Origin of the sequence: Aquisphaera insulae, from assembly GCF_011064615.1 — a bacterium.
Lineage (GTDB): Bacteria > Planctomycetota > Planctomycetia > Isosphaerales > Isosphaeraceae > Aquisphaera > Aquisphaera insulae.
Genome location: NZ_JAALJH010000025.1, coordinates 59,713 through 81,023 on the forward strand (window position 1 = coordinate 59,713; position 21,311 = coordinate 81,023).

Annotated in this window: 16 protein-coding genes; 10 read left to right on the forward strand and 6 right to left on the reverse strand. The window is 69.0% G+C overall.

Annotated features, from left to right (window positions below):
- Positions 1-256: 256 nt before the first annotated feature.
- Positions 257-1,972 carry an acyltransferase family protein gene (locus G6O54_RS15545; protein WP_165226565.1) on the forward strand — a complete coding sequence of 572 codons (1,716 nt, stop codon included), beginning with the start codon at positions 257-259 and terminating at the stop codon, positions 1,970-1,972.
- Here the strand turns inward: G6O54_RS15545 and G6O54_RS15550 are convergent.
- Both G6O54_RS15550 and G6O54_RS15555 read right to left on the reverse strand, forming a co-directional pair.
- Positions 1,956-4,163, reverse strand: coding sequence for an NfeD family protein (locus G6O54_RS15550; protein WP_165226566.1), 2,208 nt, complete (start codon positions 4,161-4,163; stop codon positions 1,956-1,958). The two genes, G6O54_RS15545 and G6O54_RS15550, sit on opposite strands and share 17 nt — an antisense overlap.
- Before the next feature lie 265 nt (positions 4,164-4,428).
- Positions 4,429-5,346 carry an outer membrane lipoprotein-sorting protein gene (locus tag G6O54_RS15555; RefSeq protein WP_165226567.1) on the reverse strand — a complete coding sequence of 306 codons (918 nt, stop codon included), beginning with the start codon at positions 5,344-5,346 and terminating at the stop codon, positions 4,429-4,431.
- A gap of 906 nt (positions 5,347-6,252) precedes the next feature.
- Here G6O54_RS15555 and rpmI point away from each other — a divergent pair.
- From rpmI to pheT, 6 genes are all read left to right on the forward strand, one after another.
- Entirely contained in the window at positions 6,253-6,546 is a 294-nt protein-coding gene (gene rpmI, locus G6O54_RS15560) for a 50S ribosomal protein L35 (protein ID WP_165226568.1), read from the forward strand.
- Between the two features lie 131 nt (positions 6,547-6,677).
- Positions 6,678-7,079, forward strand: coding sequence for a 50S ribosomal protein L20 (rplT, locus tag G6O54_RS15565; protein ID WP_165226569.1), 402 nt, complete (start codon positions 6,678-6,680; stop codon positions 7,077-7,079).
- A gap of 97 nt (positions 7,080-7,176) precedes the next feature.
- A complete protein-coding gene (locus G6O54_RS15570) occupies positions 7,177-8,184 on the forward strand; it encodes a phenylalanine--tRNA ligase subunit alpha (RefSeq protein ID WP_165226595.1) in 1,008 nt (335 codons plus the stop codon).
- A gap of 137 nt (positions 8,185-8,321) precedes the next feature.
- Positions 8,322-8,558 carry a hypothetical protein gene (locus G6O54_RS15575; protein WP_165226570.1) on the forward strand — a complete coding sequence of 79 codons (237 nt, stop codon included), beginning with the start codon at positions 8,322-8,324 and terminating at the stop codon, positions 8,556-8,558.
- A gap of 46 nt (positions 8,559-8,604) precedes the next feature.
- Positions 8,605-10,179: an APC family permease gene (locus G6O54_RS15580; protein ID WP_165226571.1), complete on the forward strand. Its 1,575-nt coding sequence runs from the start codon at positions 8,605-8,607 to the stop codon at positions 10,177-10,179.
- A gap of 6 nt (positions 10,180-10,185) precedes the next feature.
- Positions 10,186-12,201 (forward strand): phenylalanine--tRNA ligase subunit beta, encoded by a 2,016-nt coding sequence (pheT, locus tag G6O54_RS15585; RefSeq protein WP_165226572.1) that lies wholly within the window; start codon positions 10,186-10,188, stop codon positions 12,199-12,201.
- An 11-nt stretch (positions 12,202-12,212) separates the two neighbouring features.
- Here pheT and G6O54_RS15590 read toward each other — a convergent pair whose 3' ends face one another.
- Entirely contained in the window at positions 12,213-13,766 is a 1,554-nt protein-coding gene (locus G6O54_RS15590; RefSeq protein WP_165226573.1) for a serine/threonine-protein kinase, read from the reverse strand.
- Positions 13,767-14,298: 532 nt separating this feature from the next.
- Here G6O54_RS15590 and G6O54_RS15595 point away from each other — a divergent pair.
- From G6O54_RS15595 to G6O54_RS15605, 3 genes are all read left to right on the forward strand, one after another.
- Complete coding sequence (locus tag G6O54_RS15595) at positions 14,299-15,867, forward strand: GTPase (RefSeq protein ID WP_165226574.1); 1,569 nt, start codon at positions 14,299-14,301, stop codon at positions 15,865-15,867.
- A gap of 260 nt (positions 15,868-16,127) precedes the next feature.
- Positions 16,128-17,186 (forward strand): thioredoxin fold domain-containing protein, encoded by a 1,059-nt coding sequence (locus G6O54_RS15600; RefSeq protein ID WP_165226575.1) that lies wholly within the window; start codon positions 16,128-16,130, stop codon positions 17,184-17,186.
- Positions 17,187-17,331: 145 nt separating this feature from the next.
- Positions 17,332-18,000: a metal-dependent transcriptional regulator gene (locus tag G6O54_RS15605; protein WP_165226576.1), complete on the forward strand. Its 669-nt coding sequence runs from the start codon at positions 17,332-17,334 to the stop codon at positions 17,998-18,000.
- A 28-nt stretch (positions 18,001-18,028) separates the two neighbouring features.
- Here the strand turns inward: G6O54_RS15605 and thiO are convergent, their stop codons facing one another.
- Genes thiO through G6O54_RS15620 form a run of 3 tightly spaced genes read right to left on the reverse strand, consistent with a single transcriptional unit; the run spans position 18,029 to position 21,301 of the window.
- Positions 18,029-19,204, reverse strand: a complete 1,176-nt coding sequence (gene thiO / locus G6O54_RS15610; protein ID WP_165226577.1) for a glycine oxidase ThiO — start codon at positions 19,202-19,204, stop codon at positions 18,029-18,031.
- Positions 19,205-19,235: 31 nt separating this feature from the next.
- Positions 19,236-20,069, reverse strand: coding sequence for a hypothetical protein (locus G6O54_RS15615; RefSeq protein ID WP_165226578.1), 834 nt, complete (start codon positions 20,067-20,069; stop codon positions 19,236-19,238).
- Entirely contained in the window at positions 20,066-21,301 is a 1,236-nt protein-coding gene (locus G6O54_RS15620) for a class I SAM-dependent rRNA methyltransferase (RefSeq protein WP_250846914.1), read from the reverse strand. The genes G6O54_RS15615 and G6O54_RS15620 overlap by 4 nt, the downstream gene beginning before the upstream one ends.
- Positions 21,302-21,311 lie beyond the last annotated feature (10 nt).

Genomic DNA, 21,311 nt, shown 5'->3' on the forward strand with positions numbered 1-21,311 from the left:
CAGGGTCGCGGGAACCGCCGGCTTGGCAAGCCCCAAGAACCCTGAGGCCGGCCGGCCTCCCTGGCTGCCTCATCCAGTGTAATCCATCCCGCTTACCTCCCGCCAATCCCCTCCATCGAGTCTCGACCGACGAGGCCCGCCGGTCCCGATCCAATCTCGCGGCCGGATCGACGAATGCTCACCGGATTTCAGGAGCGTGCCGCCCGGCCCCAGGGATCGGGCCCCGGCCATCGACCGCCATCACCCGGAAGCGATCATGCCCACGAGCCACACGATAGACCAGATCCGCCCGTCGACGTCCGAGCGGCGTCACGATCTGGACGCCCTGAGGGCGTTCGCCATGCTCCTCGGGATCGCCCTGCACGCCTGCCTGTCCTTCGCGCTCGGGATACCGTGGCCCGTGCAGGATACCCAACGGTCCGGGGGATTCGTCCTCTTCTTCCTCGCGGTTCACGGGTTCCGGATGCCCCTCTTCTTCCTCGTCAGCGGCTACTTCGCGGCCCTCCTGTGGAGGCGCCGGGGGCCCGCCGGACTGCTCCGGAACCGGACCTTGCGGATCCTGATCCCGTGCCTGCTGGCGATGGTGACGATCAACCCGTTGATCTCGGCGCTGCCGACCTGGGTCTCCGGAGGTTCGCTGAACAAGGCCCTCGTCGACGACGGCTCCCTCGTCGCGGCGGTCCGCCTCGAGGACGAGCCCGCGGCCCGCGATCGGCTCGACCGCGGCGCGAAGATCGAGGAGAAGGACCCCACCCTCCAGCTCGGTCCGCTCTACTGGGCGGCGCTCGAGGGGAACCTCGACATCGCCCGCCTCCTCGTCGAGCGCGGGGCGGACGTGAAGGCGAAGGCGGGCGACGGGACGACGCCCCTGCACGGAGCGGCCTTCCTCGGGCGGCCCGAGATGGTCCGTTTCCTCCTGGAGAAGGGGGCCGACCCGAACGCCAAGGGCGACGAAGGCTCGCGCCCGCTCGAGTCCGCCCGGGCCGACTGGGAGTTCACCAGCGGCCTCGCCGATTACCTCCAGGTGAAGATCGGGGACCGAGAGGACGTCGCCCGCCGCCGCGCCGAAGTCGTCCGGCTGCTGGAGCCGATCACGGACAACACCGCGGAGCGGACGGGGGGCGGCAGGGACCTCGGGCCGTTCAGCGGCCTGCTCAAGGCGTACGACGCCGCGCTCGGCTCGGAGCGACTGGCCGTGTGGATCGGCGGCCACCGCTATCAGCTCGTGAAGAGCAGCGTCTTCGCGCACCTGTGGTTCCTCTGGTTCCTCTGCTGGCTCGTGCCCCTCTTCGTCCTATTCATGGAGGTCGCGTCCCGGCTGGGGTGGAAGCGTCCGCCCGGCTGGATCGTGGTCTCCCCCGCGAGCTTCCTCTGGCTCATCCCCTTGACGTTCCTGCCCCAGTATTTCATGGGGATTGCCTACCCGAACTTCGGCCCGGACACGGCGGAGGGGGTGATTTTGCCCCCGCACCTGCTGCTCTACTACGGGATCTTCTTCGGTTTCGGGGCGCTGTACTACTTCGACGGCGACGAGCGGAACGAGCTCGGCAAGGGCTGGCCGTGGTTGCTGCCGCTGGCCCTGAGCATCCTGTTCTTCGGTGGGCTGATGGCGATCCCCAACCGACCGCTCAGCTCGGTCCTGCAGCCGGCCTACGCCTGGGCGATGTGCTTCGGGATGATCGGGCTCTTCCGGAGGCTGCATCCCGACGAGAACCGGGCGATCCGCTACGTCTCCGACTCGTCCTACTGGCTCTACCTGGCGCACCTGCCGATCGTCCTGGCGGCCCAGGCGATCGTCCGCGACTGGACGCTCGGGTCGTTCTGGAAGTTCTCGATCGTCTTCCTGGGGACGTCGGCCCTGCTCCTGGCGTCGTACCAACTGCTGGTCCGCCACACCTGGCTCGGATGGCTACTCAACGGCACGCGGCATCGGGCGGAGCATGACCAAGAGACGTCTACGCCATCGGCTTGACGATGACCTTCGGGCCCTGGACGTCGATGACCTCGACCAGGGAGTCCGCGTCGACGTAGAAGCCGTCGGCCGTGACGTCCACCAGGAGGTTGCCGAAGCGTGCCTTGCCGGTCGGACGCAGCGGAGACGTGGTCCGGCCGGTCTCCCCGATCAGGAAGGTGAGCGATTCGTAGCCGTCGAGCGAGGGCTTGGCGGAGGGATCGTCGCCGTCGATCCCGGTCCACGGCTCGGGCTTGAGGACCAGTCGATTGAGGAACGGGATGGAGGGGAGGTATCGGGCCAGGACCACCGCGCCGCCCCCGACGGCGACGAGGGCGAGGATGATCTGCACCAGGGTGAAGCCCATCTCGCGGAACTCGTATTCCTGGGTCGGCCAGACGAACGTATGGCTCGCCATGACGATGCTCGCCAGCATCAGCAAGATCCCGGGCATGCCGAAGATGCCGAAGCCGGGGAAGACGAAGAGCTCGATCCCCAGGCAGACCATGCCGACCAGGAAGAGGATGATCTCGAGCTGGTCCGCGGTGCCGCTGAGGTAGTGGCTCCAGAAGAAGAGGAGGAAGGCGAGCGCCGAGGTGATGGCCGGCAGGCCGATGCCGGGGAGCTTGAGCTCGACCACCAGCATGAAGATCCCCACGAACAGGAGGAGCCAGCTCACGTACGGGTCGGTGAGGACGCTGACGAGCGTGTCCACCCAGCTCGGGCCGTCGACGCGGATCGGCTTGCCGCGGAGCCCGTAGAGGCCCTTCAGCTCCTCCTCGCCGGCGACGACCTGCCCGAGGCCGAGCGAGGCCGCGTCGTCCGCGCCCAGGGTGAGGACGCGGCCGGGATCCTTGCGGGGCTGGATCCCCTGGAACCGGGCGCGATTGGCCTCGGCCTCCTCCCGAAGCAGCAGGCGGACGCCGCCGGTCTCGCGATCCGTGGCCTCCACGACGTCCGCGGCCGGGTCCACCATGGCCCGGGCGATGGCCTCGGGATGACCCTTCTTGCCGGCGAGGAAGGCCGCCTTGCGGGCGAGCATCTGGATCTGGGCCTCGCTCAGGTTCTCCAGCCGGTTGCTCCGCGCCGAGAGGATCTGGCGGACGTCGCCCATGCGACCGGTCTTCTTGAACACGATGTCGCGGCAGGCCAGCGGCAGGAGCGCGGCGACGCCCACCGCTCGGTCGTCCACGTAGGCGACGGTCTTCATGTCGGTGATCGCCGCGATCTGGTCGGCGATCCCGTCCGCGGCCATGTCCAGGCCGCCGGGGCTGTCGATCTGGAAGAAGACGAGATTCACCTTCTCCTGCCGGGCCTGCTCGATCCGCCGGGAGAGATACCCCACCTTGACCGAGTCGAGCGGCCCGTTGATCTTGATCCAGACGGGCCGGATCGCCTGTCCCAGGGTCGGGTCCTCGACGGCCGACTGGCCCCCGATCCGATAGAGCCGGGCGACGTCGGCCGGGTTTGCGACGATCGCCTTGGAGAAGCCCTCCGCGCGGGCCCTGGCGGCGGACAGGACGCCGCGCTGGCCCCCTTCCCACGCGGGCTCCTCGGACTTCACCTGGTTGGCCCGGCGGAACTCGTCGAGATGTTCGGGCAGCAGGTAATGGAGGGTGTTATCCGTCGTGCGGACGATCCGGAGGTCCGCGTCGCGGTCGAGCATCCCCAGCAGCAGGTCGGGATCTCTCGTCTTGCGGAGGGCGAGGAAGCGGACCGGCTCGCGGAAGGCCGGATCGAACGCGCCTCCGTCGGGCGTGATCGGGCCGAGCGACGCCGCGGGGCCCATCACGACCTCGGTGCAGGCAACCGCAGGAAGGACCGCATAACCCTTGAGCGGCTGGGGCACGTACGCCACGGTCATCCTGGCGCCGCCCAGCTCCTTGGAGATCAGGTTGGCCAGGTCGAACGAGGTCCCGAACTCGCTGGTCCCGGGGGCGGACTCCCCGGGGAGGAACTCGAAGACCAGGATCGGGCTCTTCCCCTTCGCCGCCCCGGCGTTGCGGTCGACGAGCTGGCGGGTCGCGGCGCGGATGTGCTGGATCGTGTCGTTGTTGATCGGTTCCGTGACGGTGAAGAACTGGCCCGGGGTGGAATCCGCGGCGTTGGTGGCCTGGGCACGGGCGGCGGCGGGACAGAAGGCCGTCGCGAGGGCGAGAGCGGCGATCACCTCGAAGGCCAGTCCGTGACGCGCGTTGCTGAGGCGGATCATAGAAGTCGGACCCCTCCGAGAGTCGTCCGCGGCGCGGATTCCGCCCCCCCGAGGCCGGCGACCGTCTCGACTTTCCTCGACGAGATCGGGGCCGTCGCTTCGATCTGGAGTCGAGCCCTGGGGCGGCGGACGGGTTGAGCGAGGTCGCTAACCCGGTGATTATAGGCAGGCCCGGAGGGACCGTCAAACCGCCGCACCAGTGCCGATTGCGAGCGGGCCGGGCCGGAGACTCCGGTCGGCCCCGTCCCCCCCGGTGGGCCGAGCACTACCGCGGGACGGCCTCGTTGCCGCGGCGGGCGGCGGCGGGGGCGGGACGCCGCGGGGCCGCACCCGGGGCGGGCTGGCGTTGATCACCCATGGGGTTGCGGATCAGCTTCCAGGCGGGGACCGTCTTGCCGACGAAGTTGTTCTCGTTGAGCTTCTTGTTCGGATACAACGGCCCCAGCTTGAAGTCCTTCTTGCTCTTGCCGTCGGGGGAGAGCATCAGGATCCGGACCGGCAGCATGAATTTCCGATCGAGGCTGATGAACGCCGTGCTGAAGCTCTCCATGTCCTCCTTGAGCTTGGGAACGATCCGCACGATGTAGGCGTCCGCCTTGGGGTCTTCCTTGATGAATGTCATGTCGTACCGCCTCTTGGCGTCGTCGGCACGCATGTTGAAGAGGAAGGGGAGGGGGCCCTCCTCGATGGCCTTCTTCTGGTCGTTCTTCTCCAGCGGGAAGATGAAGATCTGCTTGGTGTCGCACTTGTACTGCCAGACCTCGGTGCCGGTGCAGACGATCCGCTCGTTGGGCTCCGAGTCGTAGGCGCCCTGGGCGTTCTTGACAGGACGCTTCTGGTCGTCGGTCTTGATCTTCTTGAAGTCGATGAAGGCGAGGTTCGGGCTCTTGAAGAGGGCGCGGCCCTCGTAGTACTCGACCGTGCCCCAGGCCGGCGTGTCATCGGTGCGAAGGATGATCACTTCCAGGGTCTTGAGGAGCGTGCTCTGCTTCGCCCACTTCTTGAGGATGTCGTCCATTTTCGCGGGGTCTCCCGCACGATCCGCGGCGGCGGCCGGCTGTTGCGCGCCGCCGGCCGGGGCCGGAGCCTGTTCGGCCTCCTGGCCCACGGCATGAGATGCTCCGGCGATCGTCACCCAGGACGTCAGGACAAGGGCCAGATGGAACGTGCTTCGCCATCGCATGGGCAATCGACCTCCGTGCTTCCCGCCCGAGCCGTCGGGCGCCAATCCCTGCTCGCCCGCGAACCGACCGCGCCCCGCGCGGATCGACGCGAACACTACCAGAGACCCGAAATCCGGGCCAGTCCAGACGGATGCGACGACGGATTCGCATCGCCTCGAGGATGCGACAGAAGCTGGGCACGAACGCACGAACTTCCGGCGATGCGTCACCCGTCGCCGAAACCTTGACGCCCTATTCCTGGATACAAACCACCAAATATCAACAACTTGCATTGATTTGGCCGGATGGCACAAGGATTGCTTTGTGGTTAATACACTGGGTGGGCCGGAAAGATCGAGCAGGCCGAATCCGGTCAACCACCTCCCTGTTTTCGGGACCGTGCTTATCGAGAAGGGATGGCTCATGCGTCCTCAACCGATTCGTGAAATCGCTCCTCCCGCCTGGCCGCTCCCCCTGGTCTCCGATCCTCCTCGCAATCCTCGCTAGCAATCCGAGGATATGGAACGAGGGGTCGCCGCGCCGGTTCGCGACGAGCCTCCACCCCGTGCGCCTTGCGCCCCGTTCCCGCGGCGACCAGAACCGGCGTCTCCATGGACTGGACGCCAGGGCCGGCCGTGTGTTAGATTGCTTGACTTGCCCGATTGCGGCTGGCGGTACAATCCGAGATCGAACCACTCCATCCCGCGGCCTGCGCTGCATTCTCGGGGTTGAGACGGGATGGTCTGCGAAGGCCGAGATGTCCACGGCCCTGGCCTGGACGCGGTCGACGGACCTGCCGGGAGGCATGGCGTCCCGGAGCAGGGCGGGGTTGAGATTGGGGAAGGGACGAGCAGCAAGCCGAGGCTGTTGCCCCCACGGCACGACGGCCCCCGATCGCGAGCTTGAATGAACAGGATCTGACGATCATGCCCAAGATGAAGACCCATAAGGGGATGAAGAAGCGGTTCAAGGTGTCGGCCACCGGCAAGGTGTCGCACAAGCGGTGCGGCTCCTCGCACCTGAACAGCCACAAGAGCGGCAAGCAGATTCGCCGGCTCCGGAAGAAGTCCACCCTCCGCGTCTCGGCCGAGAACCGCCGCGTTCGCACGGCGCTTCGCAACAAGCCGTCGGTCAACCCGCTGGCCGTCGAGGCCGAGCGGCTGGCCGCCGAGGCCGCCCTGGCCGCGGCGCTCACCGAGGCCTCCACCGAGGCGGACTGATCGCGGACGAGCCCGATCCGGTCGCCGGGCGACGCCATCTAGCTGGCGATCAGAGAGACGACACGACATTCGGGGGCGTCACGGGAGGCGTCCCCACCGGAACAAGACGACGACGAGACGAGAACTGAACGATGCGTTCCAAGAGTGGTGCCGCCCGCAATCAGTCCAAGAAGCGGCTCTTCAAGGCGGTCAAGGGCTTCGTCGGCGGACGTCGCCGGCTCCTGAAGTCGGCCAAGGAGACCCTGCTGCGGGCCGGCATGTTCGCCTTCCGCGACCGCCGGGCCAAGAAGCGCGAGTTCCGCAGGCTCTTCATCACCCGCGTCAGCGCCGCCGCCGAGATGCGCGGGCTCCGCTACAGCCGGCTGATCCACGGCCTGAAGCTCGCGAAGGTCGGCCTCGACCGCAAGAGCCTCTCCGAGCTGGCGATCCATGACTCGGAGACCTTCGACGCCATCGTCGCCAAGGCCCGCCACGAGCTGGATGCCCACGACAAGGCCGTCAAGGCCCGGCAGCCCGTCGCCGCCGCCCGCTGACGAGCCCGGCCGTTCGCCGCGGGACGAACTTCCGGGGCCTGATCGCCCCGGCCTCCAGGTCCACAGGAACTTCCGGGGCATCATCGCCCCGGCCACGATGAGCTCCCAGGACACGCTCGAAACCGCCCTCGGTGATCTCGAACGCCTCGAATCCGCGGGCCTCGCGGCGCTGAACGCCGCCGCCGGGCCCGAGGCCGTCGAGGCGGCCCGGATCGAGTATCTCGGCCAGAAGGCCGGCCGCGTCAAGGCCGCCCAGGAGCGGCTCAAGGCGCTCGCGCCCGCCGACAAGCGGGCCTACGGCCAGCGCTTCAACGGCGTCAAGCAGGCCCTCGAGGCCGCCCTGGAGGCCGCCCGCGCCCGGCTCCAGCGCCAGGCCGTCGCCGCCGATGCCCTGGACGTGACCCTCCCCGGCACGAAGCCGCGGCTCGGCCATCGCCACCCGCTCTCCCAGACCGCCGACGAGCTGATCGACCTCTTCGGCCGGTTCGGATTCTCGGTGGCACGAGGGCCGGAGGTCGAGGACACCCGGCACAACTTCGACGCCCTCAACATCCCCCCGGTCCATCCCGCCCGCGATCCCCTGGACAATTTCTACCTCTCCGAAGGCACGATGCTCCGCAGCCAGACGAGCACCGTGCAGATCCGCGTGATGGAAGCCCAGGCCCCGCCGGTCCGGGTCATCGCGATCGGCCGCGTCTACCGGCCCGACACCGTGGACGCGACCCACTCCTTCATGTTCCACCAGGTCGAGGGCCTGATGGTCGACCGGGGGGTCACCATGGGCGACCTGAAGACCGTGCTCCGCCTTTTCGCCCGCAGCTATCTCGGCCAGGACGTGAAGATCCGCTTCCGCCCGTCGTTCTTCCCGTTCACGGAACCGAGCGTCGAGGTCGATATGCTCTGGCATGGGGGCGATCGTTGGGTTGAAATGGGAGGGGCTGGGATGGTGGATCCCAACGTCCTCCGCGCCGTGGGCTACGATCCCGAAGAGGTCACGGGTTTCGCCTTCGGCCTCGGCATCGAGCGGCTCTGCATGCGACGGCACGGGATCGACGACATTCGCCTCCTCTACCAGGGGGACGTCCGGTTCCTCGAGCAGTTCTGATCGCCGCGGCGTTCCAGGTCGGCACTCCCCGAAATCGACGATCCTCGCCCGATCCGCGCCCCACAACCCCCCCATACGAGCAGCCCACAACCCGAAGCGAGCCGGCCCCCCGGCGCTTCGCACACGGAGTCCTCGCCATGGCCAACGATTCGACGAAGGTCATCGTCACAGAGGGTGCGACCGGCCACACGACCCAGGCCTATCATCACGACTTCCAGGAGATCCGGGCGGACGGCAAGGGCGCCAAGGATGCCGCCGAGCTCCTGGTCAACAAGCTCAAGCTCGCGATGGATACCGCCCTCACCGAATGGCGCCGGCAGACCATCACCCAGGCCATCGCCGACGTCGAGTCGTTCGTGAAGGCCCAGGGCTGACATCCCGCCCGACCGGCCGCATCTCGCCCCGGAGGACCTCGACCTCATGACGACCGCCGAGACCGAACCGCCCCCGAAGGCCGCCAGGGCGGGGCTGCACCGCGACCTCGGCGTGATCGACGCCACCACGATCGTCATGGGGGGGATGATCGGCTCCGGGATCTTCATCACCTCGGCGGAGTCCTCGCGGCTCGTCGGGGCCCCGGGCTGGCTGCTCCTGGCCTGGTTGCTGGCCGGCGTGATGACCATCACCGGGGCCGTGACCTCCGCGGAGCTCGCCGCCATGATGCCCCGCGCGGGGGGGCAATACGTCTTCCTCCGCACCGCCTATGGCCCCCTCTTCGGATTCCTCTTCGGCTGGTCGATGTTCATGGTCGTGCAGACCGGGACCATCGCGGCGGTCTCGGTCGCGTTCTCCCGGTTCCTGGGGGTCTTCTGGCCGGCAATCGCGTCGGACGTCCATCCGCTCTTCCCGCCGCTCATCGTCGGGCGGTACGCGCTCAGCCTCTCCAGCCAGCAGATCGTCGCCCTCGTCCTGATCGTCGCGCTGACGTTCACGAACACCCGCGGGCTCCGGCTCGGGGCGCTCATCCAGAACACGTTCACGTTCGCCAAGACGGCCGCGCTCATCGGCCTGATCGCGATCGGACTGACGCTCGGCTACAGCCCGAAGGCCGCGGCGTGGACCTCTTCGTGGTGGAACCCGGCGGCGAACGGCTGGACCCCTTCGGTCGGCTACAAGGAGGCGCTGCCGGTCGAGGGGGGCGCGGCCATCCTCTTCCTGCTGGGCCTGGCGATGATCGGGCCGCTATTCTCCCAGTCGTCCTGGAACAACGTCACCTTCATCGGCGGCGAGACCCGGGATCCCGGCAAGACCCTGCCGCGGGCCCTCTTCCTCGGGACGATCAGCGTCGTCGGCCTCTACCTGCTGGCGAACCTGGCCTACCTGGTCTCGCTCCCGTTCGACCAGATCGCGGGGGCGAAGCAGGACCGGGTGGGGACGGCGGCCATGGAGGCGGCGCTCGGGGAGAAGGGCCGATACGTCATGGCGGGGGCCATCCTGATCTCGACATTCGGCTGCGTGAACGGGCTGGTGCTGGCCGGGGCGCGGATCTACTACGCGATGGCTCGCGACCATCTCTTCTTCCGGGCGGCCGGCACGACGAACGCCCACCACGTTCCCGCCGCCGCGCTCGTCGCCCAGGCGATCTGGTCGTCGGTGCTGGCGATGCTCGTGACCGTCACCGTGGATCCGACGACGAACCGGGCCAGCTTCGGCAACGTGTACAGCGACCTGCTCGAATACATCATCCCGGTCGATGTCACCTTCTACATGCTGATGGTCGGCGCCGTGATCCTGATGCGGATCAAGGCCCCGTTCCTGGCTCGGCCCTACCGGGCGATCGGGTATCCGGTCACTCCGGTGATCTACATCGTCCTGGCGTTGCTCCTCGTGATCGATTTCATCTACCTCAAGTTCTGGACCTCGGGGATCGGCTTCCTGATCGTGCTCGCGGGCATACCGGTATACGCGACCTGGCGGCTCGTCGAGAGCCGCCGGCAGGCGGCGCCGAGGCCCAGGGCGGACGCCGAGCCCCGTCCGGATGCGGACGCGACCTGAACAACGATGATCGTAAGCTGGAACTGGCTGACCGACTACGTCCGGCTCGACATGCCGGTGGAAGCCCTGGCGGAACGGCTCGCGCTGACCGGCCTGAACCACGAGTCCACCGAGGACGTCGGGGGGGACCTCGCGATCGACCTGGAGGTCACGAGCAATCGCTCGGACTGCCTGGGTCACGTCGGCGTCGCCCGCGAGATCGGCGTGGTGTTCGACCGGCCGCTCCGGGTGCCGGACCCGCGGCCACGGGCGAGCGGCCCGGCGGTCCTGTCCCGGGCCGCGGTGGCCGTCGAGTGCCCGGACCTCTGCCCGCGATTCACCGCCCGGGTCGTCACGGGCGCCCGCGTGGGGGAGAGCCCGTGGTGGCTGCGGAAGCGGCTCGAGACGATCGGGGTGACCCCCATCAGCAACGTCGTGGACGTGACCAACTACGTCATGTTCGAGTGCGGTCAGCCGCTCCACGCCTATGACCTGGACCTGCTCCAGGAGCATCGGCTGGTCGTCCGCCGGGCCCGGCCCGGAGAGACCCTGAAGGCGATCAACGGCAAGACTTACGAGCTGAAGCCGGAGATGCTGGTCATCGCCGACGCGGGTCGTCCCGTCGGGCTCGCCGGGGTGATGGGGGGGCTCGAGACCGAGATCGGCGACAAGACCCGGAACATCCTCATCGAGGCGGCGCGGTTCGACGCCATGTCGGTCCGGAAGACGTCCCGGGAGCTCGGCCTGTTCAGCCCGTCCAGCTTCCGCTTCGAGCGGCCCATCGATCCCGAGATCACCGAATGGGCGAGCCGCCGGTGCGCCGAGCTGATCCTGGAGACGGCCGGCGGCACCCTCCACGAGGGCCTCATCGACGTCGGGGCTCCCTCCCGGCCGCGCGAGCCGATCACCCTCCGCTACGCCCAGATCGAGCGGGTGCTCGGGATCCCGGTCGGCAGCGAGGAGGTCCGGCGGATCCTCGCGGCGCTCGGTCTCGAGATCGTCCGCCAGGACGGCTCGGCGATCACGGCCAGGCCGCCGACGTGGCGTCCCGACCTGGAGCGGGAGATCGACCTGATCGAGGAGGTGGCGCGGATCCACGGCTATGAGCACATCCCCGAGGACCGCGCCGTGCCGATGACGAGCGCGCCGCGGGCGGTCCGAGAACGGGTCGAGTCCGCGGTCCGCGAGACCCTGACCGGCCTGGGGATGGACGAATCCGTGACCTTCAGCCTGGTCGAGGAGTCCCTCGGCGGGCCGGTGCAGCCGGGGACGGCCGCCGCCCCCCTGCGGATCGATCACTCGAGCCGGAAGGTTGAAGTCGCGCTGCGTCAGAGCCTGCTCCCCAGCCTGCTGTCGGCCCGGGCTTACAACGAGTCCCGCGGCAATCCGGCGGCGGAGCTCTTCGAGATCGCCAACGTCTATCTCCCGCGCGGGGCCGGCGAGCTGCCCGACGAGCCGACCCGACTGGCGATCGTCACCAGCCGAGATTTCCGGGGCGCGAAGGGGGTCGTCGAGGGCCTCCTGGGCCGCCTCCACGTCGCCGGCCCGTTGACGGCCCGCGCGGTCGACCTGCCGCTCTTCGCGCCCGGGCGGGCCGCGGAGCTGCTGGTCGGGGGCGTCCACCTCGGCTATCTGGGCGAGGTCGAGAAATCCCAGCTCGACCGGTTCGAGCTCCGGGAAGGCTGCTCCGCGGCCGAGCTCGACCTGGGGGTCCTGCTCGATCGGGCCATCCTGATCCCGCAGCATCACGCCCTCCCGGCCTTCCCGGCGGTCTCTCGGGACCTGTCCCTGGTGGTGGACCGGGCGCTCGGGTGGGAGGACCTGGAACAGACGGTGCGGGCCGCCGGCGGTCCGTCGCTCGTGGGCGTGGAGTACCTCGATACGTTCCGGGGCGGGAATCTGCCCGAGGATCGCCAGAGCGTCCACTTCGGCCTGATGTTCCGGGAACCCTCGCGGACCCTGACCGGCGAGGAGATCGATCGGGCCATCAAGTCCATCGTTGACGCGTGTGCCACCCGCCTGGGCGCCTTCTTGCGGAACTGACCGAGATCGGCTCAGACGGCGACCAGTGCCAGCCCGACCGCGACGATGAGCGTGATGGCGATCACGATGTAGATGATGTGGCTCGCGCTCGGCTCCGCGAGGAAATCGCCGATCTGCTCTCCGACGCGTTCCAGCCACGTGGACTCGGAGTGGACAGTCGCACTCCGGGCCACCTGCTCGCTCCCGCTGGCGATCGCTTTCTTGAGCTCGATGACTTCCTTGCGGTAGTCCTTGTGGGCCGCGCCGGCGAGTTCGCGACGGAGATCGGCCTCCTCCTCGTCATCATCCAGTTCATGACGAGGGGCGTCCGGTCGGAAGGCGGGCCGCTCCTCGATCCTTGGGGAGGAGGAAGGGGGAGGAGTCGGCGAGGGGTCCGATGCCGGCTTCCGATCGGGACGGAGGGCGGATTCGATCCGGGACCAGTCGAGCGGGTCGTCCGGCGTCGCGTGGATCGCGACCGGCGCCTTGACCCGTCTCTCGATGGTCGAGGAGAGAGCCCGCCGGCTGCTCGGTCGATCGGCCTTGGGGAGGAGCGATTCGAGCGCCTCGGCGACCTCGCCGGCCGACTCGAACCGGTCCTCGGCCCGGAGCGCGAGGAGTCGGTCGATGGCCCGGACGAGTGGGAGCGAGAGATCCGGACGGATCTCCGTGATCGGGACATGAGGCTGGCTGACCCGCCGCAGCATCCGGTCCATCTTCGTTGCGCCCGGGAAGGCGTACTTGCCGGTGAGCAGGCGGTACATCGCGCAACCGAGGCTGAAGAGGTCGGTGCGGGCGTCCATCGACTCGCCGGAGAGCTGCTCCGGGGACATGTAGTCGGTCGTCCCCACCACGAAGCCCTCGTCCGTGTCGTGGGGCTCCGTCTTGGCGCTCGAGACGCCCACGAAGGCCCCCAGCCCGAGGTCGAGCACGCGGACGAAGCCGGTGTTGGTCAGGAACAGGTTCGTCGGCTTGATGTCCCGATGGATGACCCCCTTCTCGTGGGCGTGGGCGAGGCCCCAGGCCGCCTGGGCCATGTAGCCGACGACCTCGTCCGGCGGCAGGATCCCCCGGCGGCGGAGGGCCTTCTCCAGGTCCTCGCCTTCGAGGTATTCCATGACGATGAAGGGGGAGCCCTCGAACTGGTCGGCGTCGAATGCACGCACCACGTTGGGATGGTCGAGCAACCCGACGATCTTCATCTCGCGGAAGAACCGATTCACGGCGTTCGACGAGGTGGCGTGGGCGGGGAGCACCACCTTCAGCGCCACGACCCGGTCCATCAGCCGATGGCGGGCCTTGAAGACTCGCCCCATCGCCCCGAGCCCGATGCGATCCAGCAGCACGTAGCGATTGAAGACCAGTCCCGACGACTTGCCCAGGAGGAGTCGCCCGGCCTGGAACTCCGTCAGGTTGCCCCCCTCGACGAGCCGGCTGGCGACCGCCTGCGGATCGTCGTTGCGTCCGACCCCCTTGCGGATGGCGCGGATCTCGGAATCGGACAGGACTCCGGACAGCTCCAGAGTCGCCAGGAAGTCGCCCACCGTCCTTCGTATCGGCAGACCCTCGAGCTGATCTTCTACCACCGCATCCCGCTCCAGGCCGGCGCCCATCCTCACGGGCGCCCGGCGTCCTAAGACTCCGCGAATGCCACCTTCACATGGTTCGCCAGTTCATCATGTGCAGGCTCCGCACCCGCTTCCAGAGCAATCCACGGCAGACCCTGCTCCGCCCCTAATCGACTCGCCGATTGTTGCCATAACTAGCATTCTAGAATCAACTTATACCACAGGCAATGATGATTGCTTGGGAGCGACGCGCGTTGTGGTGCAGGGACTTCAGCCGCATCATCCGATGGATTGAGCGAATGGCATGCCGTCATCGTATCTGATGGGCGAGGGGAACCTTCCCGACGAGTGAGGCGGTGATCGGCGTCCCATTTTGTTGGCGGTCGTGCGAATCCGTGAGGGCACCCCGATCCTGGGCGGGCCGAGGTCGACGAACGGTGGGCGAGAATCGGTGCGGCAGTTGCTTGGGCGTAGTGGACGGCTTCCATGGTGCGTACCCCGATCGATGGCCGCGGGAGCGCGGTCCGGGTGCGTTGAGTAGGGGCACGACATGCTCGGCTTGCTGAAGCAGTGGCGACTCTGGGTCCTCGCGTTCCTGCTGGTCGGCCCGGTCGTCGTGTATGTCGGGTTCGGTACGATCTGGCTCTGGCAGGCGGGCTGGCTCTGGCTGGCGGCCCTCGTCTGGATCGCCGCGGGCGTGGCGTTTTCGGTCCTCGCCGCCAGATGGACCAAGAATGTACACGCGATCATGCCTCCGCTCGATTGGGATTCGCCCGAGACGTTCTCCCCCCGCGATCGCGACGCCTGGGGCCTCGTCGAGGAGGAGGCGAGGGCCGGCGACGAGCTGTCGATGGAGGAGCTCACGAACGCCGACCTCTACATGGAGACCGGCCGACGGCTCCTCACTCGCCTGGCCGGCTTCTACCATCCGAGCTCGGACAATCCCCTCTCCCAGGTGCCGCTGATCGAGCTCCTGACGGCGATCGAGCTGGCGTCGGAGGACCTGGCCCACCTCTCGCGTCAGGTGCCCGGCGCGGACGTGATCACGCTCGCCCACTGGCAGCGTGCCGTGCAGATATCGAACTACATATCCAAGGCGAATGACATCTACTCGATGTTCTCCCCGCTCCTCAACCCCCTGAGCGGCCTGGCGCGGCTGGGCACGCGAGAGATGCTGGTGAAGCCCGCCTGGCGGGACATGCAGTTGAACGTGCTGCGATGGTTCTACCAGGCGTACGTCAACCGGATCGGCGTCCACCTCGTCGAGCTGATGAGCGGCCGGCTGGCGATCGGCGCCGACCGATATCGTCGCCTGACCCGTCGGTCCGGCGGACGGCGTCGGGAGGAGCCGGCCGCGGATGCGCCGCTCGTCGTCGCGGTCGTGGGGGTGCAGGGGGTTGGCAAGTCCAGGCTGATCGAGGCGCTCAAGCAGGCGACGGCGGGTGACGCGGGCCTGATTCGGGCCTGGTTCGAAGGGCAGGGGCTGGACCCCTCGCTCATCGATCGGCTCCGCCAATTGCGCTGGGTGGAGGCGCCCGGATACTCCGGCACGGTCGATCGAGAGGGCCGCCGCGACCGTCGATCCCGGAAGGAAGCGACCGAGGCGGCCATCCACGCCGACCTGGTGATCCTGGTGCTGGACCAGTCCCGCGGCCTTCAGCCGGCCGACGTCGCCGTGGCGCAGGCATGGGACCACCACTTCATGGAGCATCCGCAGCAAGAGGCCCCGCCGACGCTGGTGGTGGTCACGGGCGTGGATCGGGCCGAGATCGGTGCTCCGTGGGCTCCCCCCTATGACTGGGAGAATGGGAAGGGGGTCCGAGAGGCGGCGGTTCGATCCGTCTTCGATGCCGTGAGGTCGACGCTGCCGCCGGCCTTCGGGGCCTTCGCGGCGGCCGGCCTGGGCGACGACAAGGCCTTCGGCGTGCTGGAGTCGGTCCTGCCGGCCCTGGCCGCGCAGCTTCACCGGGCGGAGCGGACCAGCCTGGTCCGCCAGCTCCATTCCCTCTCCGGACGGTCGGCCCTGGGACGCGTGATGAGCCAGCTCGGGGACCACGGCCGCCACGCCTGGGCCAACATCAAGGAGCGACGGAAGTCGTCCAGGTCGGGTGCATCCTGACGGATCCCGCGACGGCGGAGATTGTACGCATTGCATCGCCGGGCCCGCGGCCGGCGCGGGAATCTCCGTCCCCGGCGGCTGAAGTTGCTCGTCCGGGGCGCCGATAACAGGCCTGGACCAAGCGGTCCGACCCATCGCCGATGGCTTGGCAACGCTCGACCTGGTTGGTTGGCATCTCCAAGGAAGGAGCGCATCCGATCCCCGGATGCACGCTCGATCGTCACACCAAGCGTATGCTCTCGACTGATGGAGATGCACACATGGCATACCGATTCCGCGCGCATCGCGCCGGGGCCTGTCTGGCCGCAATCCTCGCCATTTTCTGCGGTCCCGAGGCCGCCGACGGCGGCGAGAAGGGGGAGGCGGCCGAGATCGCCTGGCGGGGCGATTATTCCCGGGCCTTCGAGGAGGCCCGCAACCGCGACCAGCTCCTCTGGATCCAGTTCACCGGACCGTGGTGCCCCAACTGCACCAGGATGGAGCACGACACCTTCCCCGATCCCGACGTCCGGGAGCGGGCCCGACGCTCGTTCGTCCCGGTCCGGCTCCGCGCGGATGTCGAGGAGCAGCTCGCGCTCGGGTTCAACCTGACCGGCCTCCCCGCCACGGTGATCGTCGCGCCCTCGCGCGAGGTCATGGCCGTCCGCCAGGGTTACCTCAGCCCTCGGGAGCTCGACGAGCTCCTCGACGAGGCCGTCGCCCGACAGCGGGCGCGGATCGACGCCGCGCGTCGCCTCGTCGCCGAGCCCGAGCGGCAGAAATCCGGCCCCGGCGGCGAGGCCGCGAAGGTGGCCCGCGAGCAGCCGCGGCCGAAGGTCGAGGAGCGGCTCGCCCTCTCCGGCTATTGCCCCGTCAGCCTGATCTCGGACAAGAAGCTCGTACCGGGACAGACCGAGTACACCGTGGTGCACGACGGCCGCCTCTACCGGTTCGCCAGCCTGCTCACGTTCAATCTCTTCCGCCGCGACCCGGCGCGTTATGTCCCGGTCAACGGCGGGAACTGTCCGGTCGCGGAGATCGACCGCCAGAGCACCGAGCCGGGCAGTCCCAGGCACGGCGTCCTCTACCAGGGCCGACTCTTCCTGTGCGCCTCGGAGTCCGCTCGCAGGACGTTCCTCGCCCAGCCCGATCGATACCAGGTGGTCGACGTGGCCGAGCGCGGCTACTGTCCTCATTGCCTCTCGCATGAGGGCCTCCTCGTCCGCGGCGACCCCCGGGTCGAGCTCAAGAGCGAGGGGAAGCGCTACTGGTTCCCCGATCCGTCCCACCGCGAGGCCTTCGTGGCCTCCGCAGCCGCCGACGGATCCGTGAGGCGGTGAGCGGCAGGGCCCGAGGCCCCTCGGCGGAAGGCCGGTTTCGCGGGCTCTCTCGGCCCACCTGTTTCGCCGCGGGCGGGGTCTGTAGGATGGATGGCCCGCGACCCCGGCAAGCAAGGCGCGGGAGCGTAACCATCGAGGGCGAGACGTGGCGAGCCTGACCGTCGAGAATTACGTCAAGACGATCGCGCTGATCGCCGCGCGAAGATCCGCAGACCAGGCTGTTTCGACGGGCGAGCTCGCGCAGGCGATGCGCGTCTCCCCCGGCACCGTCACCGGGATGCTCAAGACCCTCTCCGAGGCGAGCCTGGCGACCTACACCCCGTACGAGGGGGCCCGCCTCACCGCGGCCGGCGAGCGGCTCGCGCTCAAGGTCATCCGACGTCATCGGCTCCTGGAGCTTTTCCTGGCCCGGACGCTCGAGATGTCCTGGGATGAGGTGCACGAGGAGGCCGAGCACATGGAGCACGCCGCGTCCGAACGGCTCATCGATCGGATCGACGCGTTCCTCGGCTTCCCCGCGGTGGACCCCCACGGCGATCCGATCCCCCGCGCCGACGGCTCGCTCACCGAGCCCGAGGGGACGCCGCTCGCCCTCTGCCCGCCCCAGAAGGTGTTCCGCGTCGTCCGCGTGATGGATCAGGATCCGGCCTTCCTCCGCTACCTCTCCGAGTGCGGCCTCGAGCTCCATGCCCGCGGGGTCCTGGAAGAGAATCGTCCGGAGGCCGGGGCGCTCGTCTGCCGGATCGGGGACGGCGATCGGACGGTCGCCCTGGGGCTGGCCGCCGCGGCCAAGGTGCTGGTCCGGGTGGAATGAACCTCGATCCTCGGCCCGGCCGTCCCGGTCAGGATCGGAATGTGTCCTCGGCGTGGTCGACCTCTCGATCGAGCCGGAACGGACCGAGATCCATCGCCGGCGTCCGGCCCAGGATCAGGGCCGCCACCAGCTCCGCGGTCGCGGGCGAGAGCTGGAGGCCGGCGCGCTTGTGGCCGGTGGCGACGATCAGGTTGTCCAGGCCGGGAGCCAGCCCGATGTATGGCTTCGAGTCGATGCTCCCCGGCCGCAGGCCCGCCCAGGTCCGCTCCACCTCCGCCCGGCCGAGAGACGGGCAAAGCCGGATCGCCTCGTCGATCAGGGCCCGAACGCCGGCCGCGGTGGGCCGCGTGTCGAATCCCGCGTCCTCCTCCGTGGCACCGACCAGGATCCGGCCGTCGTCGCGCGGGACCAGGTAGCACCGCCCATGCTCCACGATCCGCCGAAGCAGGGGCCGATCGTGGCGGAGCAGCACGATCTGTCCCTTGACCGGCGGGGTGGGTGCCGAGACCCCCACGCCTTCGAGCAGACCTCCCGACCATGCTCCCGCCGCCATCACGACCCAAGAGCAGGCGATGGTCTCGGATCCGACCCGGACACCCGCGACCCGGCCGTCCTTGACATCCAGCCCAAGGACGGGCTGCCACGGCCGCAGTTCGGCGCCGCGGCGACTTGCCGCGATGGCCAGGGCGGCCAGGTGCCGGGGGTTCCTGACCTGGGCGCGATCCGGGAGGAAGTACGCCTGTCGGACCGACGGGCCGAGGGCCGGCTCGATCCGCGCGCAATCGACCGCCGCCAGCCGCTCGTGGACGATCCGCTCGGCCCGCCATCGGCCGGCCGTGGCTCGCAGCGACCGCTCCTCCGCCTCGTCGCAGGCCACGTCCACGCCGCCGCATCGCCGGTAGCCGTTGTCGATGCCCGTCTCGTCCTGGAGCCGCTGCGACCAGCTCGGATAGAGCGATGCGCTCCAGGAACGGAGCGCGGCCAGCGGCGGCAAGCCCGTGACGGAATCGGTCGCGCCGGCACCGCGATCCGGGGGCTCGCTGGGCGGGGGCAGGAGCCCGGCCCCGGCCCAGGATGCTTCGCGCCCGAGCTCCCGCCGATCGAGGACGAGACAGCGAATCCCCTCGCGCGAGAGGGCGTAGGCGATCGAGAGTCCGATCACGCCTCCACCCACCACGACCACGTCTCGACCGGCGACGGACATCACGCACCCCGCCCGCTCTTGATCCCGACCGTCACGGCTTCCCGGATCCTGGAGAGGCCCGCCAGGTGGCCGCGGCGAGGCGATCGACTCCCTGTCCTTCGCTGACGAGGATCAGGTCATCGCCGTCCCAGGTGATCCCCTCGACGGGCCGCTCCGGATAGCGGACCGTCGACAGGAGTTCCCATCCGCCGTCGCGGTCGCGGCGGTAAATCCGCGTGACCGACTCCGAGCAGGCGGCAAGGAGCGTGCCATCGGCGTTCAGGCTGGTCCCCGTGACCGGCTCGACGAATCCCGGCAAGGTCCCCAGTCGCCTGGGCATCGCCGGCCGGAGCAGGGGGGCCGCCGGCCGGAAGGGGATGGCGTTGAGCACCGCCTCCTTGCCGTCGAACCGCTTGGTCGCGACGATCACCGAATGCGAGCCCGCGTCGTGGAAGATCCCCTCGGCGTCGAAGCGACCGCCCGGGGGGAAGCCGTAGAAGCTCGCCGACGTGGGCTTCAAGGCTTCGACCGCCGGCCTCGCCGGGTCGGGCTCGTCGATCTGGTAGATGACGCGGAGGGGGAGCCGGCCGCCGTTGTTGCCCGTGTCCCCGAGGTAGAGATGCCCCTCGTCGTCCGCGGCGATGTCCTCCCAGTCCACGTTCGGCACCGCGATCCGGAAGCTCGCGACGATCGAGCCGTCGCGGCGAATGGCGAAGAGGAGCGGGGCGTTGCCGGAGTCGTTGTGGACCCAGAAGATCCCCGGATGACGCCGGCTGCGGACGATCCCCGAGGCCTCCGGCAGGATCCGTCGATCGAAACGGCCGAGCGACTCGAGCGGAGGCTCCAGGCCCAGGCAGAGCAGGACCGGGGCGAGGATCGCGATCATTCGCGCTCCTCCACGACGGGAGGCACGGGGTCGCCGACGCGGAGCCACGCGGCTTTCAGGTAGGCCCCCTCGGGGGCGTCCAGGGCCACGGGATGGTCCGCGGAGGCCCCGGTCATGGCCAGGAGCTGGACCGATCGACCGGCCTTCCGGGCCGCCGCGCGGAGCAGGTACTGGAAGTCCGCGGCGGCCAGCAGCCCCGAGCACGAGCAGGTCAGCAGGAGCCCGCCGGGCTCCACCAGGCCGATCCCCAGGACGTTCAGGTCGAAGTACTTCCGCTTGCCCGCGGAGACCTCCTCGCGGTCCAGGATCAGCTTGGGGGGATCCAGGACGACGACGCCATAGGTCTTGCCGTTGACGCCCATCTGCCGCATGTAGCCGAAGGCGTCGGCGTGCACGGCGTTGAGGCGCACGTTGTTGGCGTTGCCGTTCTCGCGGGCCAGCGCGACGGCCTTCTCGTCGAGATCGACGCAGGTCACCTCGCTCGCCCCGCCGCGGAGGAGGGCGTTGAGGCCGAATCCACCCGTGTAGCAGCAGGCGTCCAGGACGGCCTTGCCGCCGCAGAATCGGGCGAGGTCCTTGCGGTTGTCGCGCTGGTCGCAGAAGAAGCCCGTCTTGTGCCCCTCGTCGAAGTGGATCCGGTACTTCACGCCGTGCTCGACGATCGTCACCCGCGGCGGCAGGCCGGGGCTGGCCAGGGCTCGGCCGGGGAAATCCTCCTGCATCGCGACCCGGTCGTCGACGTGGACGCGGAAGTGCTTCGTCCCCATCCGGGCCGCACAGAGGTCCAGGATCGGGCCGATTCGCTGGTACATGCCGATGCTGAAGATCTCGACCGAGAGGACGTCATCGTAGCGGTCGACGATCAGGCCGGACAGGCCGTCCCCCTCCGCGTGGAGGAGCCGATAGGCGTTCGACTGCTCGTCGAGCTTGAGCAGGTCTCGGCGGAGGGCGACCGCCCGGTCGATCCGGCCCGCCCAGAAGTCCGGGCCGGGAGGGCCGGCCTCACGCCAGAGCATCCGGAGCGAGATCTGCGACCGGGCATTCCAGAGGCCGTAGCCGATCGCTCGCCCGTCGCGGTCGACGACGCGGACGAGGTCCCCCTGGTTGGGGATCCCGGCCCCGACGGGGCCGTCGATCATCTTGCGGAAGACGAACGGATGGGCCCCGGTCGCCCGGATGGCCACCGTCGGCAGCGCTCCTTCGGGCTCGAGGCTGCGGTCGGGGATCGCCATGGGGGGCGAT

Bases quoted from the DNA above. Each gene is read 5' to 3' on its own strand.
- G6O54_RS15580 (WP_165226571.1), top strand. From the start codon at position 8,605: ATGACGACCGCCGAGACCGAACCGCCCCCGAAGGCCGCCAGGGCGGGG.
- G6O54_RS15595 (WP_165226574.1), top strand. From the start codon at position 14,299: ATGCTCGGCTTGCTGAAGCAGTGGCGACTCTGGGTCCTCGCGTTCCTG.
- thiO (WP_165226577.1), bottom strand. From the start codon at position 19,204: ATGTCCGTCGCCGGTCGAGACGTGGTCGTGGTGGGTGGAGGCGTGATC.
- G6O54_RS15545 (WP_165226565.1), top strand. From the start codon at position 257: ATGCCCACGAGCCACACGATAGACCAGATCCGCCCGTCGACGTCCGAG.
- pheT (WP_165226572.1), top strand. From the start codon at position 10,186: ATGATCGTAAGCTGGAACTGGCTGACCGACTACGTCCGGCTCGACATG.
- G6O54_RS15600 (WP_165226575.1), top strand. From the start codon at position 16,128: ATGGCATACCGATTCCGCGCGCATCGCGCCGGGGCCTGTCTGGCCGCA.
- G6O54_RS15620 (WP_250846914.1), bottom strand. From the start codon at position 21,301: ATGGCGATCCCCGACCGCAGCCTCGAGCCCGAAGGAGCGCTGCCGACG.
- G6O54_RS15615 (WP_165226578.1), bottom strand. From the start codon at position 20,069: ATGATCGCGATCCTCGCCCCGGTCCTGCTCTGCCTGGGCCTGGAGCCT.
- G6O54_RS15570 (WP_165226595.1), top strand. From the start codon at position 7,177: ATGAGCTCCCAGGACACGCTCGAAACCGCCCTCGGTGATCTCGAACGC.
- G6O54_RS15575 (WP_165226570.1), top strand. From the start codon at position 8,322: ATGGCCAACGATTCGACGAAGGTCATCGTCACAGAGGGTGCGACCGGC.
- G6O54_RS15555 (WP_165226567.1), bottom strand. From the start codon at position 5,346: ATGCGATGGCGAAGCACGTTCCATCTGGCCCTTGTCCTGACGTCCTGG.
- rpmI (WP_165226568.1), top strand. From the start codon at position 6,253: ATGCCCAAGATGAAGACCCATAAGGGGATGAAGAAGCGGTTCAAGGTG.
- rplT (WP_165226569.1), top strand. From the start codon at position 6,678: ATGCGTTCCAAGAGTGGTGCCGCCCGCAATCAGTCCAAGAAGCGGCTC.
- G6O54_RS15550 (WP_165226566.1), bottom strand. From the start codon at position 4,163: ATGATCCGCCTCAGCAACGCGCGTCACGGACTGGCCTTCGAGGTGATC.